The 19,271-nt window shown below is 64.0% G+C and carries 20 protein-coding genes and 1 pseudogene; 12 read left to right on the top strand and 9 right to left on the bottom strand.

Features of this window, described 5'->3' with window-relative positions; genetic code table 11:
* Positions 1-16: 16 nt before the first annotated feature.
* Positions 17-886 carry an SDR family oxidoreductase gene (locus tag I6F33_RS18965; protein WP_057026771.1) on the bottom strand — a complete coding sequence of 290 codons (870 nt, stop codon included), beginning with the start codon at positions 884-886 and terminating at the stop codon, positions 17-19.
* Positions 887-988: 102 nt separating this feature from the next.
* On the opposite strand from I6F33_RS18965, the gene I6F33_RS18960 reads away from it, so the two are divergent.
* A complete protein-coding gene (locus I6F33_RS18960; RefSeq protein WP_225139620.1) occupies positions 989-1,879 on the top strand; it encodes a LysR family transcriptional regulator in 891 nt (296 codons plus the stop codon).
* A 16-nt stretch (positions 1,880-1,895) separates the two neighbouring features.
* Here I6F33_RS18960 and I6F33_RS18955 read toward each other — a convergent pair whose 3' ends face one another.
* Positions 1,896-2,813, bottom strand: coding sequence for a dioxygenase (locus I6F33_RS18955; RefSeq protein ID WP_225143703.1), 918 nt, complete (start codon positions 2,811-2,813; stop codon positions 1,896-1,898).
* 160 nt (positions 2,814-2,973) lie between these two features.
* Between I6F33_RS18955 and I6F33_RS18950 the strand changes: the two genes are divergently transcribed.
* On the top strand, positions 2,974-4,248 hold the full coding sequence (locus tag I6F33_RS18950) for a serine hydrolase (protein ID WP_225143701.1): 1,275 nt from the start codon (positions 2,974-2,976) through the stop codon (positions 4,246-4,248).
* Positions 4,249-4,299: 51 nt separating this feature from the next.
* On the opposite strand, the gene I6F33_RS18945 is transcribed toward I6F33_RS18950, so the two are convergent.
* The 3 genes from I6F33_RS18945 to I6F33_RS18935 all read right to left on the bottom strand — a co-directional run bounded on the left by I6F33_RS18945 (position 4,300) and on the right by I6F33_RS18935 (position 7,212).
* Complete coding sequence (locus I6F33_RS18945; protein WP_036025880.1) at positions 4,300-5,619, bottom strand: TRAP transporter large permease; 1,320 nt, start codon at positions 5,617-5,619, stop codon at positions 4,300-4,302.
* Positions 5,616-6,131, bottom strand: a complete 516-nt coding sequence (locus tag I6F33_RS18940) for a TRAP transporter small permease (RefSeq protein WP_057026775.1) — start codon at positions 6,129-6,131, stop codon at positions 5,616-5,618. The genes I6F33_RS18945 and I6F33_RS18940 overlap by 4 nt, the downstream gene beginning before the upstream one ends.
* An 82-nt stretch (positions 6,132-6,213) precedes the next feature.
* Positions 6,214-7,212 carry a TRAP transporter substrate-binding protein gene (locus I6F33_RS18935; protein WP_036004529.1) on the bottom strand — a complete coding sequence of 333 codons (999 nt, stop codon included), beginning with the start codon at positions 7,210-7,212 and terminating at the stop codon, positions 6,214-6,216.
* Between the two features lie 272 nt (positions 7,213-7,484).
* Here I6F33_RS18935 and I6F33_RS18930 point away from each other — a divergent pair.
* The 7 genes and pseudogenes from I6F33_RS18930 to I6F33_RS18900 all read left to right on the top strand — a co-directional run.
* A pseudogene (locus I6F33_RS18930) lies at positions 7,485-7,732 on the top strand (hypothetical protein); the annotation flags it as partial.
* A 230-nt stretch (positions 7,733-7,962) separates the two neighbouring features.
* Positions 7,963-8,784: a FadR/GntR family transcriptional regulator gene (locus tag I6F33_RS18925; RefSeq protein WP_225127427.1), complete on the top strand. Its 822-nt coding sequence runs from the start codon at positions 7,963-7,965 to the stop codon at positions 8,782-8,784.
* Positions 8,785-8,937: 153 nt separating this feature from the next.
* Positions 8,938-9,759, top strand: a complete 822-nt coding sequence (locus tag I6F33_RS18920; protein WP_225143699.1) for an ABC transporter permease — start codon at positions 8,938-8,940, stop codon at positions 9,757-9,759.
* Entirely contained in the window at positions 9,756-10,562 is an 807-nt protein-coding gene (locus tag I6F33_RS18915) for an ABC transporter permease (RefSeq protein WP_225143697.1), read from the top strand. The genes I6F33_RS18920 and I6F33_RS18915 overlap by 4 nt, the downstream gene beginning before the upstream one ends.
* Positions 10,559-11,317, top strand: a complete 759-nt coding sequence (locus I6F33_RS18910; protein WP_036025889.1) for an ABC transporter ATP-binding protein — start codon at positions 10,559-10,561, stop codon at positions 11,315-11,317. The genes I6F33_RS18915 and I6F33_RS18910 overlap by 4 nt, the downstream gene beginning before the upstream one ends.
* Positions 11,314-11,646, top strand: coding sequence for a hypothetical protein (locus I6F33_RS18905; RefSeq protein WP_036025891.1), 333 nt, complete (start codon positions 11,314-11,316; stop codon positions 11,644-11,646). Before I6F33_RS18910 ends, I6F33_RS18905 begins: the two co-directional genes overlap by 4 nt.
* A gap of 4 nt (positions 11,647-11,650) precedes the next feature.
* On the top strand, positions 11,651-12,706 hold the full coding sequence (locus I6F33_RS18900; RefSeq protein ID WP_036037747.1) for an ABC transporter substrate-binding protein: 1,056 nt from the start codon (positions 11,651-11,653) through the stop codon (positions 12,704-12,706).
* A gap of 79 nt (positions 12,707-12,785) precedes the next feature.
* Here I6F33_RS18900 and I6F33_RS18895 read toward each other — a convergent pair whose 3' ends face one another.
* The 4 genes from I6F33_RS18895 to I6F33_RS18880 form a co-directional block, all read right to left on the bottom strand.
* Positions 12,786-14,330, bottom strand: coding sequence for a heme peroxidase family protein (locus I6F33_RS18895; protein WP_225143695.1), 1,545 nt, complete (start codon positions 14,328-14,330; stop codon positions 12,786-12,788).
* A gap of 256 nt (positions 14,331-14,586) precedes the next feature.
* Complete coding sequence (locus I6F33_RS18890) at positions 14,587-14,859, bottom strand: hypothetical protein (protein WP_036025895.1); 273 nt, start codon at positions 14,857-14,859, stop codon at positions 14,587-14,589.
* A 143-nt stretch (positions 14,860-15,002) separates the two neighbouring features.
* A complete protein-coding gene (locus I6F33_RS18885) occupies positions 15,003-15,734 on the bottom strand; it encodes a cytochrome c biogenesis CcdA family protein (protein ID WP_036004503.1) in 732 nt (243 codons plus the stop codon).
* Positions 15,735-15,940: 206 nt separating this feature from the next.
* On the bottom strand, positions 15,941-16,177 hold the full coding sequence (locus I6F33_RS18880; protein ID WP_225112735.1) for a hypothetical protein: 237 nt from the start codon (positions 16,175-16,177) through the stop codon (positions 15,941-15,943).
* A 514-nt stretch (positions 16,178-16,691) separates the two neighbouring features.
* Here I6F33_RS18880 and I6F33_RS18875 point away from each other — a divergent pair.
* The 3 genes from I6F33_RS18875 to I6F33_RS18865 all read left to right on the top strand — a co-directional run bounded on the left by I6F33_RS18875 (position 16,692) and on the right by I6F33_RS18865 (position 19,262).
* On the top strand, positions 16,692-17,741 hold the full coding sequence (locus I6F33_RS18875; RefSeq protein ID WP_036025896.1) for a LysR family transcriptional regulator: 1,050 nt from the start codon (positions 16,692-16,694) through the stop codon (positions 17,739-17,741).
* Between the two features lie 29 nt (positions 17,742-17,770).
* A complete protein-coding gene (locus I6F33_RS18870) occupies positions 17,771-18,142 on the top strand; it encodes a helix-turn-helix domain-containing protein (protein WP_020608151.1) in 372 nt (123 codons plus the stop codon).
* Between the two features lie 298 nt (positions 18,143-18,440).
* Positions 18,441-19,262 (top strand): enoyl-CoA hydratase, encoded by an 822-nt coding sequence (locus I6F33_RS18865; protein ID WP_225112665.1) that lies wholly within the window; start codon positions 18,441-18,443, stop codon positions 19,260-19,262.
* Positions 19,263-19,271: the final 9 nt, after the last annotated feature.

The following is a 19,271-nucleotide window of genomic DNA, read 5'->3' as shown; positions in this document are numbered from 1 at the left end:
TCTGCTCTGGCAAGCCTCAAACGGGGGCCGCGATCTCGGCGACGAAGTCGCGATAGGAGCGCAAGGGACGACCCAGCATGCCGGTCAGACGCTCGACGTCGCCGGGCTCAGGGATCATTCCCTCGGTGAGGAAACGCTCGCCCATCACCCGCATGTCGAAAGCCATCCAGGGCGGCATGAACTGCCTGAGGTTCTTCTCGAACCCCGCGGTGTCGTCTCCGCCGTAGGCGATCGCGCGGCCGAGCACCTCCGACCAGATCGCGGCGGCCTTCGCGCCAGTGAGTGTCTCAGGGCCAACAAGATTGATGCGTTCGAGCGGAAGCGGCGCTGCGGATGTCTCGCGGCGGATCAGTTCGATCGCAGCAATCTCGCCGATGTCGCGCGCGTCGATCATCGCAAGGCCCTTGCTGCCGATCGGCATCGGGTAGACGCCATATCCGGTCACGGCATCCTTGATCATGAGTTCGTTGTTCATGAAATAGGCGGGCCGCAGGATGGTCGCCTTGAAGCCCATCTGCTCGATCATGCGCTCGACCCCGAACTTGCCGGCGAAGTGCGGCACATTCACGTAGAGGTCGCTGTGAATGACCGACAGATAGACGAACCGCTCGATGCCGGCTTCGCGGGCAAGGTTGAGCGCAGTCAGCGCCTGAGTGAATTCGTCGGGCACCACGGCGTTGAGCAGGAACAACGTCGAGACGCCCGAAAACGCAGTGCGCACGGAATCGACGTCCAGCAAGTCGCCCTGGGCGACGGCAACACCTGCCGGAAGGTTGGCCTTCTCGGGATTTCGGACGAGTGCGCGCACATCGGCGCCGCGCTTGACGAGTTGCTCGACGACGTTGCGGCCGATGGTGCCGGTGGCGCCGGTAACGAGGATGGTCATGGGATCACTCCGGTTGGGTTTTGGAAGACACCCGGAAACTAATGATCCACACGCGAGCCGATAGACGCTATATTTGGACAGACCGTCTCACTGGTGGAACAGATGGATTTGCTTGCGCTTGCCGATTTCAATCTCGTCGCCCGTCACGGAGGGTTCGGAAAGGCCGCGCGGGCAGCGGGACGTCCGAAAGCGACCTTGTCTCGACGTGTGTCCGAACTGGAGAGCAGTCTTGATCTGCGTCTGTTTGAGCGCGGCGGGCGCACGCTCAAGCTCACCCAGGAAGGGCGCGCGCTCTATGAACGGACGGGCGCACTTCTCACCGAGCTCGACGAAACCGCGGCCGCGATCGCCTCGGGCGGAGACAAGCCAAAGGGCAGGCTGCGGATCAGCGCACCCCTGCTCTTCTCGCAAACCGCGATGGGCCGTCTCGCGGCCGGCTTCGCCCTTCGACATCCGCAAGTCCGGCTCGAAGTTACGACCGATGACCGCTACGTCGACATGATCGAGGAAGGCTTTGATCTCGTGATCCGGGTCAATCCCGATCCGGATGAAAGCCTGGTCGGCCGCATCTTCTTGCGCGACCGAATGCTGGTCGTCGCCAGCCCCGCTCTGAAGCACCCGAGAGGAAACCTCGCCGTTCCGGCCATCGTGCGCGGCGATGACAAAGCTGCGGTTTGGGACATCAGACGGCCAAGCGGCCCATCGCACATCGCGATCGATCCCGTGCTTCGACTGTCATCCCTGATGATGGTTCGCGATGCCGTGAGAGCCGGTATCGGTGCCGCAAGGCTGCCGCTGTCGCTCGTCAGCCACGATCTTGCCGCCGGCACGCTCGTTCGATGGGGCGACGTCGAGGGAGCCGACATCGCCCTATGGACGCTCTATCCCTCGCGGCGATTGCTCAGTGCGCGCGTCTCCGCTTTCCTCGATTATCTGAGAGACGCCTTTCCAAAGGGAACGCCCGACGAGTTGGCAGCCTATATCGGGGGATGACTGAGATTTCGCATCCTCACGCCGGCTCGGTCGCCTTCATCCCGAGCGGCTTCGGCGCCATGCCGCCGCCCGGCTTGAGGTGGAATTCGTAAGTCATCAAATGCCACCGCCCGTTCGCCGTGGTGCCGTCGGGCATCTCAAGGTCGTTGCGCGGCTCGACCTTGGCGACGAGGTCGTCCTTCACGCCGAACACCACGTCGGAGTCGAGATATTTGTCACCGTCCATGAAGACGTGCGTGATCAGCGGCTCATAGCCTCTGGCATTGACCAGGAAGTGCACATGCGCCGGGCGCATCGGGTGGCGGCCGGTCTGCACGATCATCTCGCCGACCGGACCATCGGTCGGGATCGGATAGCTGCACGGCAGGATGGTGCGGAAGAAGAAGCGGCCCTCGTCATCGGTGATGAAGCGCGCCCGCGCCGAGGCGCCGACCTCATCGTAGTTCGGCTTCTGGGAATCGTAGAAGCCGTCGTCATCGGCGTGCCAGACGTCGACGGGAACGCCGGCGAGCGGCTTGCCCTCGAGGTCGGTGACGCGGCTCTGCACGAACATCCGCTCGCCGGTCTGGTTGTTCGGCGAGATGTCGGTGCCGTGCGCAGTCACCTTGTGCTCGCCGACATAGAACGGGCCGAGCACTGTGGTCTCCGTGGCACCGTCGCGATCCCTGTGATTGACGGCGTCGACCAACATGGAGACGCCGAGCACGTCGGACAAGAGGATGAATTCCTGGCGGATGTCGGTGCATTTCTGCCCGGTCCGGGTCAGGAAATCGATGGCATATTCCCATTCCGCGAAGGTGAGACCGGTCTTGCTCACGTAATCGTGCAGCGACCTCACCAATTCCTGCAGCAGAAATTTCGCGCGCGTGTCGGGCGTGTGGTCGAAGCTCCTGACGACGGCTTCGGTGAGTTCGGTCTCGGTGAACTGAGTCATGGTGCGTTTGCCCTCGCGTTCTTCTCGTTGGCCCCGGCGGGCTCCTTGCGTTCCGAGCCCGAGTCTACACCAGCCGGCCCGGCCTCGTTAAGCGCAACCGGCTTGGAATGCGGCCGTCATTTCGGTATCAACTTTCCGACAAAACGCCCCGGAGGAACTGATGCTCGCCCCCACCCCCGCTTCGCCCGAATCCGTCGGCATGTCCAAGGCCGCGCTCGACCGCATCGATGCGCATCTCAAGCGCCGGTACATCGATGCCGGGCGTTTCCCGGGCACGCATCTTCTGGTCTACCGCCGCGGCAAGGTCGCGCACAGCTCAGTGCAGGGCTTTGCCGATGTCGAGCGCAAGGTGCCGGTGAAGGACGATACGATCTATCGCATCTATTCCATGACCAAGCCGCTCACCAGCGTCGCCTTCATGATGCTGGTCGAGGAAGGCCTCGTCGCCATCGACGAGCCCGTCGCGAAATATATTCCGGAGTGGAAGGACCTCGGCGTGTTCGTCGCCGGCACCTACCCGGCCTTCCTGACCCGGCCGCCGTCGCGGCCGATGCTGATCGTCGACCTCTTGCGCCACACCTCCGGCCTAACCTATGGCTTCCAGCAACGCTCCAACGTCGATGCCGCCTACCGCAGTGAAAAGATCGGCGAGGTCGAAAAATCAGGCACACTCCAGACCATGGTCGAGGGCCTGGCCAAGATCCCGCTGGAGTTTTCGCCGGGCGAGTCCTGGAATTACTCCGTTGCGACCGACGTGATCGGCTATCTCATTGGCAAGATCTCCGGCATGCCGTTCGAGCAGTTCCTGAAACAGCGCATCCTCGATCCACTTGGCATGACCGACACCGACTTCCACGTCCCGGCTTCGAAGGCGCATCGCTTCGCCGCCTGCTATTCCGCCGATCCCGGCGGCGGCATGACCTTCCATGCGGGCCAGCGCCGCGAGGGGCTGACGCTCCAGGACGACCCGGCAACGAGCTCGTTCCTGTCGCCGCCCTCGTTCATCTCCGGCGGCGGCGGGCTGTGCTCGACCGTTGCCGACTATCTGACCTTCTGCCGTGCGCTGCTCAATGGCGGCGAGCTCGGCGGCGTCAGGCTGATCGGGCCGAAGACGCTGGCGCTGATGACGACCAACCACATTCCGGGCGGCCGTGCGCTGCCGGAAGTCTCGCGCTCGCTGTTCTCGGAAGCGACCTATAACGGCATCGGCTTCGGTCTCGGCTTCGCCGTCACCATGCGCCCGGCCGAGACATTGATCGCCGGCAGCCCCGGCGAATACAATTGGGGCGGCGCCGCCACGACCTCGTTCTGGATCGATCCGGCCGAGGACCTGATCGCCATCTTCATGACCCAGGTGCTGCCGTCGAGCGCCTATCCGATCCGCCGCGAGCTGCGCAGCATGGTCTACGCCGCGATCACTGAAAGCAATCTGTAGCCCACCGCGACGACCCCGCGGCCGCCGGCCGCGGGATCACGCCATCGCCCCTCACTTGAGCATTTCCGGCACGATCAGGCGCGGCAGGAACAGCGACACGCTGGGCCAGATGATGACCGCCGCCAGCACGAGCAGCATTGGGATCAGCATGATCACCGTGTCCTTCAGGGCATAGCGCAGCCGCACGCCCGCGATCGAACAGGCGATCATCAGACAGAGGCCGTAGGGGGGCGTCACCAGTCCGAAGGCCAGCGAGACGATGGAGATGATCGCGAACTGGACCGGATGGAGATCGACCGACCTGGCGAGCGGCTCCAGCACGGTGCCGACGATGATGATCGCGGGGATGGCGTCGAGAAAGCAGCCCACCACCAGAAAGCAGAAGGCGATGAAGAAGCCGGCCGCGACGGGACCCATGCCCCATGTCGAAACGTTCGCCAGCAGTTCTTGCGGGATCTTGTAATAGGCCAGCAGCCAGCCGAACGCACTGGCGGTGCCGACGCAGAACAGCGCCACGCCGGCGAGGCGCCCAGTGTCGAGCAAGGCTCTGTACAATTCACGGATTCCCGTCTCGCGGTAGAAGAACGCCGAGAGCACGACGGAATAGAGCACGGCAACGCAGGCGGACTCGGTCGCGGTGAACCAGCCGAGCAGAATGCCGCCGACGATGATGAACGGCGTTATTAACGCGGGTATCGACCGCCAGATGGCGCATCGCATGTCGACCCAGGTCGACTTCGGATAGGTCGGGTAGCCGCGGCGCACCGCATAGACGTGCACCGTCGCCATCTGCGCGCCCGCGATCAGCAGCCCGGGCACGATACCGGCCAGATACATCGCCGCTATCGAGGTCGAGATCAGACCGCCCCACACGATCATCAGGATCGAGGGCGGAATGACGACCGCAAGAACCGCGGAGGCCGCCGTGATGGCAATGGAAAACGAGAGATCGTAGCCCTCCTTGGTCTGCGCATCGATGAAGATCTTCGATTGGCTCGCCGCATCCGCAGTGGAGGAGCCGGAGATGCCGGCAAAGAACACCGACAGCACGACGTTGATCTGCGCCAGCGACCCCGGCCAGTGCCCGACCATCGAGCGCGACAGCGCCACCAGGCGATCCGTGATACCGCCTATACTCATCAGGTTCGCCGTCAACAGAAAGAACGGCACCGCGAGCAGGATGAACGAGTTGTATGCGTTGAAAGTCTCCTGCGCGAGCGTCATCAGCGACAGGCGCGGCTCGATCAGAAGGATCGGCACGCAGGCAAGACCCAGCGCGAAGGCGACCGGCACCCGCACGATCAGCAGGCCGACGAAGACCCCGAACAGCACCATGGCGGCCTGTCCGGCAGAAAGTACGGTGCCGTTCATTGCTGTGCCCCGACCAGAACGCGCAGTTCATCGAGCATCTGTTCGCCCGCAAACACAATCCATGTCACGCCGGCCACCGGCCAGGCGACGTGGATCAGCCAGAGCGGCAGATCGGCCAGCTCCGACGTCCTGTTCCAGGCGAAGCGTGTGAATTCGATGCCGGCCGACACGAACACGAGGGCCAGTGCCAGCACGCCGAGCCGCGCGAGGATCCGCACTGCGGCCTCCGACCGCCGCGACAAATCGGGCCACACGTCGACCTCGAAATGCTGAGCCTCGCGGATGCCGACCATGGCGCCGATCATGATCGTCCAGATGAACAGGAATCGCGCCATCTCCTCGGTCCAGATGTAGGAGGGAATGAACGGCGTGTAGCGCGAGACGATCTGCAATGTGACGGGGATGACCAGGATGCCGACGCAGGCGGCAAGCAGGAATTCCAACAATTTCGCATAGGCCGCGGTGACGCGACGCCACAGCGACGGTGTGGACGGGACGTGCATTTCGGACATTGGAGCTCCGTACGGCGCTCATCCGCCATGTCCGGGCAGGAAGCGGGGCCTGCCCGGAATGCTGTCGGCGGACAGGGCGGCCTCAGACGACGTTGATCTTCTCGAAAATGCCCTCCGCGCCGATCTCCTTGGCGTAGGTGGCCATCACGGGGTCGGCGAGCTTCTTCATGGCGTCCCGCTCCTCGAACGGAACGCGCTTGAGCTTGCCGGCCTTCTCCAGCGTGTCGAGCTTGACGACCTCCTCGCTCGACTCGAGCTGGCGGCCGTAATCGCCGGCCTCCTTGCCCGCTTTCATGATCGCGTCCTGCAGATCCTTCGGCAGGGTCTTCAGCGTCTTGACGGAAAAGCAGATCGGCCGGATCGACACGGCGTGCTGGGTCAAGTTGAGATGCGGCGCCACTTCATAGAACTTCATCGCCTCGACGCCGGCCGCTTCGTTCTCGCCGGCTGATATCACCCCGTTCTGGATCGCGTTGTAGACTTCGTTATAGGCGATCACCGTGGGGCTCATGCCAACGGCCGCAAAGGTCTTCGACCAGATCGGCGCGCCCTGCACGCGCACCTTGAGGCCCTTGAGGTCGGCGAGGTTCTTGAGCGGCTTGTTGGCGAAGATGTTGCGGATGCCGCCGCCGGCATAACCGATCAGAACCACGTCCGCCTTGGCCGCGACCTCGTCGGCGACTGGCGCCAGGATATTGGCTTCGACCACCTTGTTCATGTGCTCGATGCCCTTGAACACGAAGGGCGCATCGATGAACGGGGCGGCCTTGGCGAAGGTCGACATGTGAGCCGGCGAGACGATGCCGTAATCGACTGCCTTGCCTTGCGACATGTACTCGAAATACTGCTTCTCGAGGCCGAGCGAGGAGTTCCTGTGCAGGGTGAAGTTGACGGGCTTGCCGTAATATTTCTTCACCAGCTCCTCGAACCGCAGCAGGGCCCGATTGAAGGCATGGTCGTCATTGAACTGCACGGCACCGTTCAGTGTGATCGGGGCTTGCGCCCTCAGGATCGACGGCATGCCGATGGCAGCTGCCGCAGTGGTTGCACCGATCCCAGCGAGAAATGACCTTCGCTTCATCGTCTCCCCTCCCTTTGATGCTCCGGCCCTGTCGCCGGGCCGTGAGCGCAGCCGTTATGCGGCTTGCGAGAGGCAAGCGTATGAAAAACCTCGGCGGGACGGAAGTCATTTCGCGTGGGCTGGAGCTACCCCTTCGTCGCAGGACTGCACGTAAACGCCTGCTGCACTGCAACTCGCCGCTTCGGTATGCGGCGGAGGCGCGAGGTCTCCGGCGATCAGGAGCGCGCTGGACGGACGGCGAAAATTCGTGGCGCAGCACAATTCCTGCGCCTATGGTCTCTTCAAAATCATTGTCCGGTGCTGCCGCGCTGGAACCGGGACGCCTGCGTTCGCCAAAGCTTACCTTGCCCGTTCGGCTCGCCTCCTTGTCGCCGGAACGACGCTACCGCTGATCGTTTTCGCGGTGGGCCTTGCCTATTACAACTACCATCAGGATCGCAGCGAGGCTGCGCGCCGTTTGCTGGAAACGGTGCGTAGCATGCGCATGGTGCTCGATGCCGAGGTGCAGCGGATCACGGGGGCTTGCCCCTGCCGCGCGGCGTCGTCTGCACTGTGACCTGCACGCTGGAGGAGACGCTTTGATCCGCGGTCCACGCGCATATCGCAACGCAACACGGGGTGTGCTGCGACAATTGCGCTTGCCCTCATCCATTCATCCGATGTTAAACATCCGATGATTGCAGCTGCCGGGGCGTGGCAGCCAAATACAAACGAACCAGCCGCGACAGGCCGGACGGGAGAAACGTACGAGTGGCAAGAGCGCGCCCGAGCCCCGTCGACAAGCCGATCAAGCCCGGCCGCATTCGCGCCGTGCTGACGACGCTCGGCCGGGAGATCGCGCAGGATCTCATTCCGGTCGGGACAGCCCTGCCGCCGGAACCTGAGCTCGAAGCCCGCTTCGGAGTCGGGCGCGGCGTGGTGCGCGAAGCCATCAAGACGCTCGCCGCCAAAGGTCTGGTCAGCGTGCGGCCGCGCCACGGCACGCACGTGCTGCCGCGCCATGAATGGAGCCTGCTCGACCGCGACGTGCTGAGCTGGCTGGTCGGTCAGGACGAGCCGGATCGGGACCTTCTGCTGGCAATCCAGGAGGTGCGCTCGATCATCGAGCCCGCTGCCGCAGCGCTTGCGGCCGAGCGTGCAACAAGGAACGACCGCTGGCGGATCGACACGGCCCTGGCGGCGATGCAGACTGCAAAGGACCAGGCCAGCGCCCTCGCTGCCGACAAGGCTTTCCATCTCGCCATCCTGGACGCGACCCACAATCCGGTCCTCCAGGGCTTTCGCGGCGCGATCGATACCATTCTGGGCACCGTCTTCACCGTTGCCGTCGGCGGCCCCGGCGGCTGGTTCAAGGACAATCTGCCGAACCACGTCATGGCGGCGCGGGCCATCGAGAGCGGCAACCCGGAGAAGGCGCGCGCCGCGATGGAACGGCTGCTGGGCTACACCCGATCGAAGCTGTCGAACCGAAAGACCATTATCGCCGCGGCGGCTCGCAAAGCGGATGGATCGACCCTGCGCGCCGTCAGGAAGCCGAGCCTCAACCGCAAGAGAAAGCGCCATGCACCGTGACATGAGGGGCTTGGCCCGGATCCCCGCTCCGCGCGGATCGCGAGGAGGGTCGCAACCGATACAGATATGCGATTGCGCGAGACGCGGCTACGATACCAGCAATGATCAGTGGGAAATGCCGGTACAGGCATAGCTGAGCGTCAGGGAGGTCGAATGCAGCTGACGGACAGTCTGAAAGGCCGATCGTCGCGGCTGATGCGCAGCGTCAACTCGCTGGCCGGCGCTGCAATGTTCGTCGCGCCGCTGCTTGCGCTGGTCGCGGTCTGGGCCGCCGTGATCCCGCTGTTCAACGTCAATCCGCGCGTGTTTCCCTCGGTCGGCGCGGTCGGCACCGCCGCGCTTGACTCGATCCGGGACGGCACGTTGTTCGCGCATGTCGGCGCCAGCCTTTTGCGCGTCGGCCTGGGGACACTGATCGGCATCGCCACGGCGGTGCCGCTCGGCATCGCCATGGGCGTCAGCCCGACGGTCGCGGCCTTTCTCACGCCGCTGTTCCGGTTCTTCTCGGTGCTCGCCGGCATTGCCTGGATCCCGATCGCGACGCTGTGGTTCGGTTACGGTTTCGGCGCGATCGTCTTCGTGATCTTCAACGCCGTATTCTTCGTCGTCGCCTACAACACGCTTCTCGGCGTCAGGACCATCCCGCACACGCTGCGCAACGCTGCCGCCTCGCTCGGCGCCGGCCGCTGGGCGCTGCTGACCGAAGTACTGCTGCCGGGCGCGCTGCCCAATATCGTCACTGGCATTCGCACCGGCCTGGGCTTTGCCTGGCGCGGCCTGATCGCCGCGGAGATGATCGCGACCAATGTCGGGCTCGGCTACATGCTGTTCGTCGCGCGCGATTTCTACCGCACCGAGGTGATCGTGTTCGGCATGATCGTGATCGGCGTGCTCTGGCTTCTGATCGACCGTTTGCTGCTGGTCCCGCTGGAACGCGCGACTATCGAGCGCTGGGGCATGGTGAGGCGCGCATGAACGTCCTGCTGCAAATCTGGGCCGGCTATGCCCGCCTGATCCGGCGCTGGCCGGGCATCGCCGCGATCATTCCCTTCATCCCGGTGCTGGCGCTGTGGACCGCGGTCAGCGAGGCCGGGCTGTTTCCACGCGCGTTCTTCCCCGGCCCGGCCGACGTCATCCGCGCATTCTTCACGCTGACCTACAAGGGCATCCTGCCCGACTATCTCCAGGACAGCCTGATCCGGCTCGCGACCGGCGCCGCGGTCGGCATGGCGCTCGGCATACCCTTGGGCATCCTGATCGGCACCAGCCGCTGGGCGCATCGCATCTGCTGGCCGGTGCTGCTGTTCTTCCAGGCCATCGGCGACATCGCCTGGCTGCCGATCCTTCTGATCTGGTTCGGCTTCGGTCTGACGACGATGACCTTCGTCATCGTCTACACCGTGCTGTTCCCCGTCGTGCTCAACACCGTGCTCGGCGTCGAATCGGTACCGCGCGATCTGTCACGCGCCGCCTTGAGCCTCGGGGCTTCGCAGGCGCGCGTGCTGTGGGAGGTGACGCTGCCGGGCGCCCTGCCCAACATCATCACCGGCCTGCGCAACGGACTCGGCTACGGCTGGCGCGCGCTGATCGCGGTCGAGATGATCGTCGGCACGTCGGGCATCGGCTTCATGATGTTCGATGCGCGCCGCGCCGGGTCGACCGTCGAGATCATCCTCGGCATGATCATTCTCGGACTGCTCTGGTACATCGTGGACGCCTGGATTCTCGCCCCGCTCGAGCGTGCGACCGGCCAGCGTTGGGGATTGGTGACATCATGAAGACGCTCTCGCTGCGCAATCTCGGCAAGACCTATTTCGACCCTTATGCAGGCGCGCATGTCACCGCCGTCCACGACGTCTCACTCGACGTCGAGCCCGGCGAGTTCATCTCGGTGGTCGGCCCCTCCGGCTGCGGCAAGACGACGATCCTGAACATGATCGCCGGCTTCATTCCCTATTCGAAGGGGGACATCCTGCTCGACGGCAAGCCGGTGCACGGGCCCGGCCCCGAGCGGGGCGTCGTGTTCCAGTCGTTCGCGCTGTTTCCCTGGAAGACCGTGCTCGACAATGTCGGCTTCGGGCCGAAGATGCGCGGCGTGCCGAAGGCCGAGCGCGACCGCATCGCGCATGAATATCTCGCGCTTGCCGGGCTCTCGCATGCGGCGCACCGCTATCCCAACGAGCTTTCCGGGGGCATGCAGCAGCGCGTCGGCGTGGTGCGCGCACTCGCCAACAACCCTGACGTCCTCTTGATGGACGAGCCGTTTGCCAGCGTCGACGCGCAGACGCGCATGACGCTCCAGGAGGAGCTGACGCGCATCTGGCAGGAGCGCAAGCCGACGGTGATCTTCATCACCCATGACGTGTCCGAAGCGGTGTTTCTCGCCAATCGCGTGGTCGTGCTCTCGAAGGGACGCGTGCTCGACGAGATCGCGGTCGACCTGCCGCGTCCTCGCATCTGGGACGATCTCGTCAGGGATGATGAGTTCAAGCAGCTCTCGGCGCGCGTGCTGCAGATGGTGCGCGCAGCATGAGCATCGCCTCCGAAGCCTTGCGATCACCCAAGCTGCGCATCGCGCTCGGCGCAATTGCGGCATGGGCGCTGTTTCAGCTCTGGCTGACCATCGCGGCGCCCGGAAAGATCTCGCCGCAGCTCACGGGCACGTCGGAAAAGGTGAACGTGCAGATCGAGCTGCCGTTCACGCCGGAGCGTTTCCACGTGCTCGCCTTCCAGCAATACGGACGCGTCTCGGGCACGGACGAGCATTCGATCGAGCTGCGCGGTGTCAAAAGAACGGACCTCAATGCCGTGGCCCGGCCCTATTGGGTGACGGCGGTGGGGCCGATAAAAGAGGGAGGCTGAGACTATGAAACGACTCTTGCTGCTTGGATTGGCGCTTCTCGCCGGCATGGTGCCGGCAAGCGCCCAAACCCTGACGAAACTCAAGGCCGGCATGGTCACTGGCATCGACCAGATTGGCCTGCCCATCGCGCTCGAGCGCGGCTTCTTCGAGAAGTACGGGCTCGACGTCACGATCGCACGCCCCTACGCCACCGGTGTCGACGCGCTGAACGCGTTGCAGGCCGGCGAGAGCGAGATCGTGCAGGTCGGCGTACCCATGATCGGCGCGGTGCTGCGCGGCATGGACCTCGTCGCGCTGGGCAATTACAGCGGCAACGCCACCAAGGCCGGCTCCGATGCCACGATGGCGATCATCGCGCGCGAAGGCTCGGGCATCGTCAAGGGCGACCTGTCGACGTTGAAGGGCAAGAAGATCGCGGCGTCGTTCGGCACGATCAACCATCTCTACATCCTGGCGACGCTGGAGAAGGCCGGACTGAAACCCGACGACGTAACATTGGTCAACACCCCGCCCCCGGACATGACCGTCGCCCTGCTCGCCAAGGGCATCGACGCGTTCTCGGGCTGGGACCCCTGGCCGATCGTCGCGGGCAAGGACGTGCCGGGCGCCGTCGAGATCATTCGGGGCGGCGACGTGATCTCCTATATCGGCTTCAACGTCGCGCTGCGCCCATGGGTGCAGGCCAACGGCGAAACCATCGAGAAATTCCTCGCCGCCGTCTCCGAGGCCGACCAATGGATGCGCAAGAACCCGAAGCTGGCGGCACAAGTCGCGACGCGCTGGATTCCAGGCCTGAAGCAGGAGGTCGCGGAGGCCGCGATGCAGTTCAACATCCAGCAGGCGGACCGCCGGCTGTCGGCGAACAACTACCGCGCGCTGTGGAGCGCCCAGGACCGGCTCACCCGGCTCGGCATCCTCAAATCGACCTTCGATGTCAATGCGCATATCGAGCCGAAGCACATTCTCAAGGTCATGAAAGACCGTCCTGAGCTGTTCGCCGACCTGCCGCCGATCCCGGAGACGGCGGCGATCACGCCGGGCTACGTGTTCAAGCCCTGAGCATTGTTGCAAACGTCCAGACCGGCGCGCCATGCACGCCGGTCCGGCCCATCGTCTGCAACGCTGGCGGGCGTCTGGTCTAGACGGTCGAGATGCCGTCGATCGGGCTGACATCCCCGACGAAACGCAGCAGGTCGGCCATCGTGAATTCGCCCGGCACTTGCGACGGCAGCGTCGGTTTCCAGCTCTTGCCCTTGAGCCAGAGATACGACTGGTGGTCGCCATGGACCAGGCCGACGAAGACCTCGGCGAGCAGGGTCGCGCCGACCGGGCCGAGCCTTTCGCCGCTGCCCCGCTGCTCCGCCTCCTTGAGGATGTAGTACCAGAGCGGGGTGTTTTGGTGCAGGCCATGCTTCTTCGCCACGGCGCCGTCGCTCCCCTTCGAGATTTCTTCCGGCGTCAGCGGATTCTTGATCTTCATGGCCTTGGCGACGTCCTGCCCGGACGGCAATCCCAGCAACACGCCGCGCTTGAGGTTGCGGAACGGCAGGCTGCCGCCGTCACCAGGCAGGGTATGGAGTTGCGGCACGATGAACGGGTCGATCTTGCGGGAGGGATTGAAGCCCACGCCCGCAGGATTGTTCGGCAACAGCTTATAGTAGCGCCGCCAGTCGATGATCCAGTTGCTCGAAAGCACCGGAAGCGGGAGCGGCGGCTGAATCGGGTTTGGTGCCAGATCGCCGATGATGCCGCCCGACAGCCCGGTGAACCTGAACAGCAGGTCCAGGGTCGCCGGCGCGAGGCCACCGGGCGTGAAGATCCGGTTGTGGCTATAGACCTGGCGCACCATGCTGTGGCCGAGACGATAGACGGCGCCCGAAAACTCGACGGGCATGTAGGGGATCTTCTTGAAGCGGTAGAAGCGCCGCCCCTGCTCGAGGATCTTCGCGACGATCCCTTTCTCGGTGATCCGCTCCACGAAATCGTGCAGGACCATCCATTGGTAGTGCCAGGTCACGATCCGGCGCGCTTCCTCGAAGATCTCGCCCGCCGGCTTGCCGGACGCCGCGAGCTGATCGCAGACCTTGTTGTGAAACTTCAGCATCGCAAGGTGGGTTTGCGCGACGACCAGGTTCTCGTCGTTGCGGTGATCGCCGATCAGGGCAAACCCCTCGGGATTGCGCGGCAGGTCGTTGCGATGATCGCCGGTGATGTCATCGACGTTGACGGTCTTGCCGATCAGCAGCTTGGGGCCCGGTGTCTTGCCGCTGTCGCTGGCCGAATTGCGCGCGTAGAGATGACGGCTGCCGTCGGGGCCGAGACCATAGACGCTGTCGAGATCGAGTGCGGGCGTGCGGAAATTCGTGACCGCCGTCGGATCGGCTTCCTTCTCGCCGAAGGAGGTCAGATCGAGCGTGATGTCGTGATCCACGAATTGGCCGAGATAGGTGAAACCCGCCGGGACGTTGAGGTTGTTGCCCGCGGCGTCGCCGGGGGCGGGATCCTTCATCGCGTCGGCGAGCTCGCGCAGCGGACCGTCGTCGACAGCCAGCGGCTCCAGGGTCGGAAACATCCGGCCAAACATGCCCGGATCGTCGTGTCCGGAAAGCGTATCCAGAAATTGTCGCGTCGGTTGACGTCCGGCCTTGCCATGACCGGGATGAACATTCACGTCGGTTCCCATCGCTTGCTCCTGCTTAAAATGCTGTAAGGGAGAGGGGCGCCGAAGATGTCGATTCCAAAATTCTCGTTTCAGTATACGTTCAGAAGAATTGCCCCTCAGGGTGTAGTACGATGAAATATTACTACAGATTGCATTCTCTGGGCGGCTCCTACCGCGAGGCTTTTTGCCCCACCAGCCACACAGGCTTTTGATCGTCCGAAGCTCGAGCAGGAAAGACTAAGGCGCGATCGACGCGTCGGCTGAATCTCTCAGCGCGTCAGCGCTTGGCAGCGAACCGCGACCAGATCTCAGCGTCCGTGTAGAAGTCCACGCCGCCATCGAGATCTCTCACCAGCCACTCGCCGAGATAGACGATCTGGGTGCCGCTGCGCCGCTCGTGCCGAAGCTCGAATTTTCCGTCGGCATCCTTCTGCAGCGAGCAATTCGACTGAACCCAGCTCGGCCACTCCTGCAACGGCTGCCCCAAAAATTGCCAGGCAACCAACGCCGCGTTGTCCGACAGGGGTTCTAAGCGCAGTGTCTTGGTCACGTGATCTCCACCATGCGAGTTGTCCCCCGATGCAACGCCTCGGGACCGGAAAGGTTTGGAATCGTCGTTCCGTGGCAGCATGCCTGACCGTTTTCAACGGTTCCTCTACTTTTTCGTCCGTGAAAACCCGGTCCCCGCGCGCCCTAACCGATCGTCTGCAGCACCGGAAACGTCTCCAGCAGCCAGATGCTCACATTCGAGACCGCGCCGGTGAGAAAGCCGATGCCGGTGAGCACCATCAGGACGCCCATGGCGCGCTCGACGTTGACGAGGTGGCCCTTCATGCGCGCGAACAGCGCGGAGAACTGTTCGATCATCAGCGCGGCGATCAGGAATGGGATGCCGAGGCCCGCGGAATAGACCGCGAGCAGGCCGGCGCCCCTCGTCACCGTGGCTTCCGCCGCGGCGACCGAGAGGATCGCGGCGAGGATCGGGCCGATGCAGGGTGTCCAGCCGAACGCGAATGCGAGGCCCATGATATAGGCGCCCCACAGGCCGACCGGTTTGGGGATCGGCAGGCGTCCTTCCCGCATCAGAAAGCCGATCCGCGTCAGGCCGAGAAAGTGCAGGCCCATGATGATGATGACGATGCCGGCGAGGATCGACAGCTCCGCCGACCAGGCACGGATCAGCCCGCCGATCAGCGAAGCGCTGGCGCCGAGCGCCACGAAGATGGTGGAGAAGCCGAGCACGAACAGGAGCGCCGACATCATGATCGCGCGCTTGGAGGCCGCGACCGGCTCGTCGCTCTCGACATGCTCGATCGTGGCGCCCGTGAGGTAGACCAGATAGGGCGGAACCAGAGGCAGGACGCAAGGCGAGAGGAAGCTGACGAGGCCGGCAATCAGTGCGGCCGGAATCGAAACATTTTGCATGATGCAATCGGAGCCATCTCAGGCCCCGTCAGGGCGCGCAGGGAACGCGCCCGGCCCGGAGCCGAACCGGCTCTGGTGTAGCCCATGCCGGAGAATGCGCAACAGAGGCGCACAAAGCCAGGGCTCCGCCCGATGCCCTCCGTGATCACAGATGCGGCATCGGGACGCGCACAAACCTCGCCGGAAAGCGAGATTGGGCGGCGCGGCTACTTCACCACGCGGAGCAGCGGACGCCGGGGCTGGTCCTGCGTCTGCTTGGAAGGGGGCGGCGGCTCGCTGGCAGCGCTCCGCAGCATTTCGTCGCACAGCGCCTTGAGATCGGCACTGTCGATTCCTTTCAGTTTCATCCTGACGTCGAGGATGACGATGGACAGCATCTCGGCCGACTCGCGGCTGTTGCAGGCATTGAGAACCCTGCGGCACTCCTCGAGCGTTTCCAGCACCGACTGCAACTGTTCGTCTGAATGCGACACCGGCGTTCTTTCCGTTAATTCGGCCTGCGAGACGTATCTGTCACGCCCCCTTCGGCCCCCATGGAAGACGATAGATAGCACGAGGCGACTGCGCCTTCGAACCTGATTTCAGTGTGTTTCTGCTGTGGAACCGGGTTCCCGCTCGCATCGCCATGCGGCGCCTTTGGCGACCGCCGCAATGCTCCGGGAGCGAACGCCTGACGCGGTGCGATTGATCCAGCAACGGCGAAGAGCACCGACTCCTGCGCAGACCGTTCATTGCAGTCAGCGCCGGCACTCCCGCAGCCATCTCGCGGCTCGCAACGGAACTCACGTCATACCCCTCACTCGAGCCGATTAGCCTCGCCCGAATTCCCAGCCCATGGGAGCATCCAAATACCGCCCTAAGGTAGTAAGGATGACGTTCAAAACTCGTCGTTCCCCAACCCGTCGTGGTTGTGGTTTGCGCCAGATTCTGCCAGTTTAGCGTTCCAAAGGGAATTGTATGCACTCCTTGGCGGAAAGGGGCGTTCCTCTGGAGGAACGCCCAAAGACAAATATCAGCGGCCTCTCCGACTGGGACGCCGCCCGCATATTCTTGGAAGTCGTCCGATGCGGAAGCTTTCGCTCGGCGGCCGAGCGCCTGTCTCTGTCGATCAACGCCGTGCGGCGCCGCATCGACGATTTCGAACGCCAGACCGGCACCACGTTATTCACGCGCGACGTCCACGGCACCCATCTGACCGATGAGGGCGCCCTGGTGGTCTCCGCCGTCGAGCGCATGGAGGCAGCCACCTTCGACGTGCTGCGCGCCAGCGATTCGATGGCCAACGCGCTGTCGGGCGAGGTCCGCGTCGCCGTCACCGAGGGGCTCGGCACATTCTGGCTTGCCCCCCGCCTGGTCGAATTCCAGCAGGCCTATCCGAAGATCCTGGTGGACCTGCATTGCGCGATGCGCTCGGCCGACGTCTCGCGCCACGAGGCCGACGTCGCCATTCATCTGTCCCGTCCCTCGGCGCTGGACATCAAGCTGGTGCGGCTCGGCCGCATGCATCTGATGTTCTGGGCCTCGGAGAAATACATCGCAAAGCATGGCGCGCCGCGCTCGGCGGCGGAATTGATCAAGCATCGTCTGGTGCTGCAATTCGCCGACCAGCTCGCCGCCAAGGAATCCTTCGAAAGCTTCTTCCCGGGCGTGTCCGAACGTGACCTTCTGGTCATGAAGACCAACGTCTCGAGCGCCAACTATTGGGCGGTCGCGAATGGCGCCGGCATCGGCGTCTTCCCGAGCTACGCCATTGCGCTCGGCGGGAAATTAATTCCACTGGAGGTCGAGCTGAACCGACCGCTGGATATCTGGCTGTCCTACCACCCTGGTAGCGGCCGTATCCCGCGCGTGCGGCACATGATTGACTGGCTGATCGAGGCTTTCAATCCGGCCCGCTTCCCGTGGTTTAAGGAAGAGTTCGTGCACCCGCATGAATTCAAGGACTCGTATATGGGCGAACCCCTGACCCAGCTCTTCGGGGGATTTTCAACCGAAGAACAAAGGTGAAAACAGAGATGAAAGCAGCGGCCAAAAGAATGAAGCAGCGCAGCGCGGGCAAGCCGGACATCGAGCTTGGCAAGCGGATCCGTCTGCGGCGCGTCGAGATGAAGATCTCGCAGGCCGAGCTCGGCGAGAAGCTCGGCGTCAGCTTCCAGCAGGTGCAGAAATACGAGAAGGGCGTCAATCGCGTCGGCGCGGCCCGGCTTCAGCAGATCGCCTCCGCCCTCGATGTGCCCGTGACCTTCTTCTACGACGGCGACAACAAGGCCCGCGAAGTCGAGAGCCTGCTCTTTCTCGATTCGGCCTTCAGCCTCCGCCTGCTGCGCGCCTACAGCAAGATCAAGGATCAGACGGTGCAGCGTCAGCTCGTCTCGCTGATGGAATCGATCGCGGCGAACGAGAGCTGAGGCCGGTCGACGGTCCGGCCTTCACGGCCGACGTTCAATCCGCCGCGTCACGGGGGCGCGGCCGGATTGCACGAGATCGGCCGAAAGATGTCTGCGCGCAACCGCGCGCGGCCGGTCTCGGGGCGGCATGGCCGCCCCTTTTTGTTGGCGGTCTTCCCCCGACCTTTCCGCCTCCGTCGAACGCCGCGCGCCATGCAATCGCAGCACGGGCGGATGCAGGCTCTCCTCTCCCGCGCCGGTTGACCGCGGCGGTGCCTGCGCCGCACATTGCGCCTCGCCACCGAGCAGCGAGCGCGCGATGCCAGACGTTATCAGCACGACCGGAACACCTTACGCCGACGGCAAGATTCTGACGCACACGGCCGATGGCGTCGGCGTGATCACCTTCAACAATCCCGACAAGCGCAACGCGATGTCGCTGGAGATGTGGGAGGGATTTGGCGAGGCGTTGACGGCCTTGCGCGACGACGACACGGTGCGCGTCGTGATCCTGCGCGGCGCCGGCGGCAAGGCGTTCGTCTCGGGTGCCGACATCAGCCAGTTCGAGAAGGTGAGGCACAATGCGGCGGCATCCGAGCAATACGCCAAGCGCAGCGCCGCCCAGCGCGCGCTGCTCGCCGATTATCCCAAGCCGACCATCGCCTGCATCGACGGCTATTGCCTCGGCGGCGGCATGCAGGTCGCCATGCTCGCCGACATCCGCCTCGCCTCGCATGAAAGCCAGTTCGGCATTCCCGCCGCCAAGCTCGGCATCGCCTATGGCTATGACGGCCTGCGGCATCTGGTGTCGCTGGTCGGGCCGTCCTGGGCGCGGCTGCTGATGTATACGGGCATGCGCATCGATTCCGCCGAGGCGCTGCGCATCGGCCTCGTCGAGCGCGTGTTTCCGCAAGGCGAGCTCTGGGGCGAGACCATGGCGATGGCCGAGACGATCGCGCAGAACGCCCCGCTCGCGATCAAGGCGGCCAAGATCACAATCGCGCAGGTGCTGAAGGACGAGAGCCGGCGCGACATGGAGGCGATCAAGGTGATCGGCAATGCCTGCATGGACAGCGCGGATTTCCGCGAGGGCCGGCAGGCCTTCATGGAAAAGCGGAAGCCGCAGTTTAGGGGGAAGTAATTTCGTCGT

The sequence above is a fragment of the Bradyrhizobium sp. BRP20 genome (genome assembly GCF_020194215.1).
GTDB lineage: Bacteria > Pseudomonadota > Alphaproteobacteria > Rhizobiales > Xanthobacteraceae > Bradyrhizobium > Bradyrhizobium yuanmingense.
The sequence above is the reverse complement of the archived record's forward strand: the minus strand, read 5'-3'. Positions and strand labels throughout refer to the sequence as shown.

Coding starts and splice junctions, on each gene's coding strand:
- I6F33_RS18865 (WP_225112665.1), top strand. CDS start 18,441: ATGCCAGACGTTATCAGCACGACCGGAACACCTTACGCCGACGGCAAG.
- I6F33_RS18870 (WP_020608151.1), top strand. CDS start 17,771: ATGAAGCAGCGCAGCGCGGGCAAGCCGGACATCGAGCTTGGCAAGCGG.
- I6F33_RS18965 (WP_057026771.1), bottom strand. CDS start 886: ATGACCATCCTCGTTACCGGCGCCACCGGCACCATCGGCCGCAACGTC.
- I6F33_RS18950 (WP_225143701.1), top strand. CDS start 2,974: ATGCTCGCCCCCACCCCCGCTTCGCCCGAATCCGTCGGCATGTCCAAG.
- I6F33_RS18920 (WP_225143699.1), top strand. CDS start 8,938: ATGCAGCTGACGGACAGTCTGAAAGGCCGATCGTCGCGGCTGATGCGC.
- I6F33_RS18960 (WP_225139620.1), top strand. CDS start 989: ATGGATTTGCTTGCGCTTGCCGATTTCAATCTCGTCGCCCGTCACGGA.
- I6F33_RS18915 (WP_225143697.1), top strand. CDS start 9,756: ATGAACGTCCTGCTGCAAATCTGGGCCGGCTATGCCCGCCTGATCCGG.
- I6F33_RS18895 (WP_225143695.1), bottom strand. CDS start 14,330: ATGGGAACCGACGTGAATGTTCATCCCGGTCATGGCAAGGCCGGACGT.
- I6F33_RS18945 (WP_036025880.1), bottom strand. CDS start 5,619: ATGAACGGCACCGTACTTTCTGCCGGACAGGCCGCCATGGTGCTGTTC.
- I6F33_RS18885 (WP_036004503.1), bottom strand. CDS start 15,734: ATGCAAAATGTTTCGATTCCGGCCGCACTGATTGCCGGCCTCGTCAGC.
- I6F33_RS18905 (WP_036025891.1), top strand. CDS start 11,314: ATGAGCATCGCCTCCGAAGCCTTGCGATCACCCAAGCTGCGCATCGCG.
- I6F33_RS18875 (WP_036025896.1), top strand. CDS start 16,692: ATGCACTCCTTGGCGGAAAGGGGCGTTCCTCTGGAGGAACGCCCAAAG.
- I6F33_RS18955 (WP_225143703.1), bottom strand. CDS start 2,813: ATGACTCAGTTCACCGAGACCGAACTCACCGAAGCCGTCGTCAGGAGC.
- I6F33_RS18935 (WP_036004529.1), bottom strand. CDS start 7,212: ATGAAGCGAAGGTCATTTCTCGCTGGGATCGGTGCAACCACTGCGGCA.
- I6F33_RS18910 (WP_036025889.1), top strand. CDS start 10,559: ATGAAGACGCTCTCGCTGCGCAATCTCGGCAAGACCTATTTCGACCCT.
- I6F33_RS18900 (WP_036037747.1), top strand. CDS start 11,651: ATGAAACGACTCTTGCTGCTTGGATTGGCGCTTCTCGCCGGCATGGTG.
- I6F33_RS18940 (WP_057026775.1), bottom strand. CDS start 6,131: ATGTCCGAAATGCACGTCCCGTCCACACCGTCGCTGTGGCGTCGCGTC.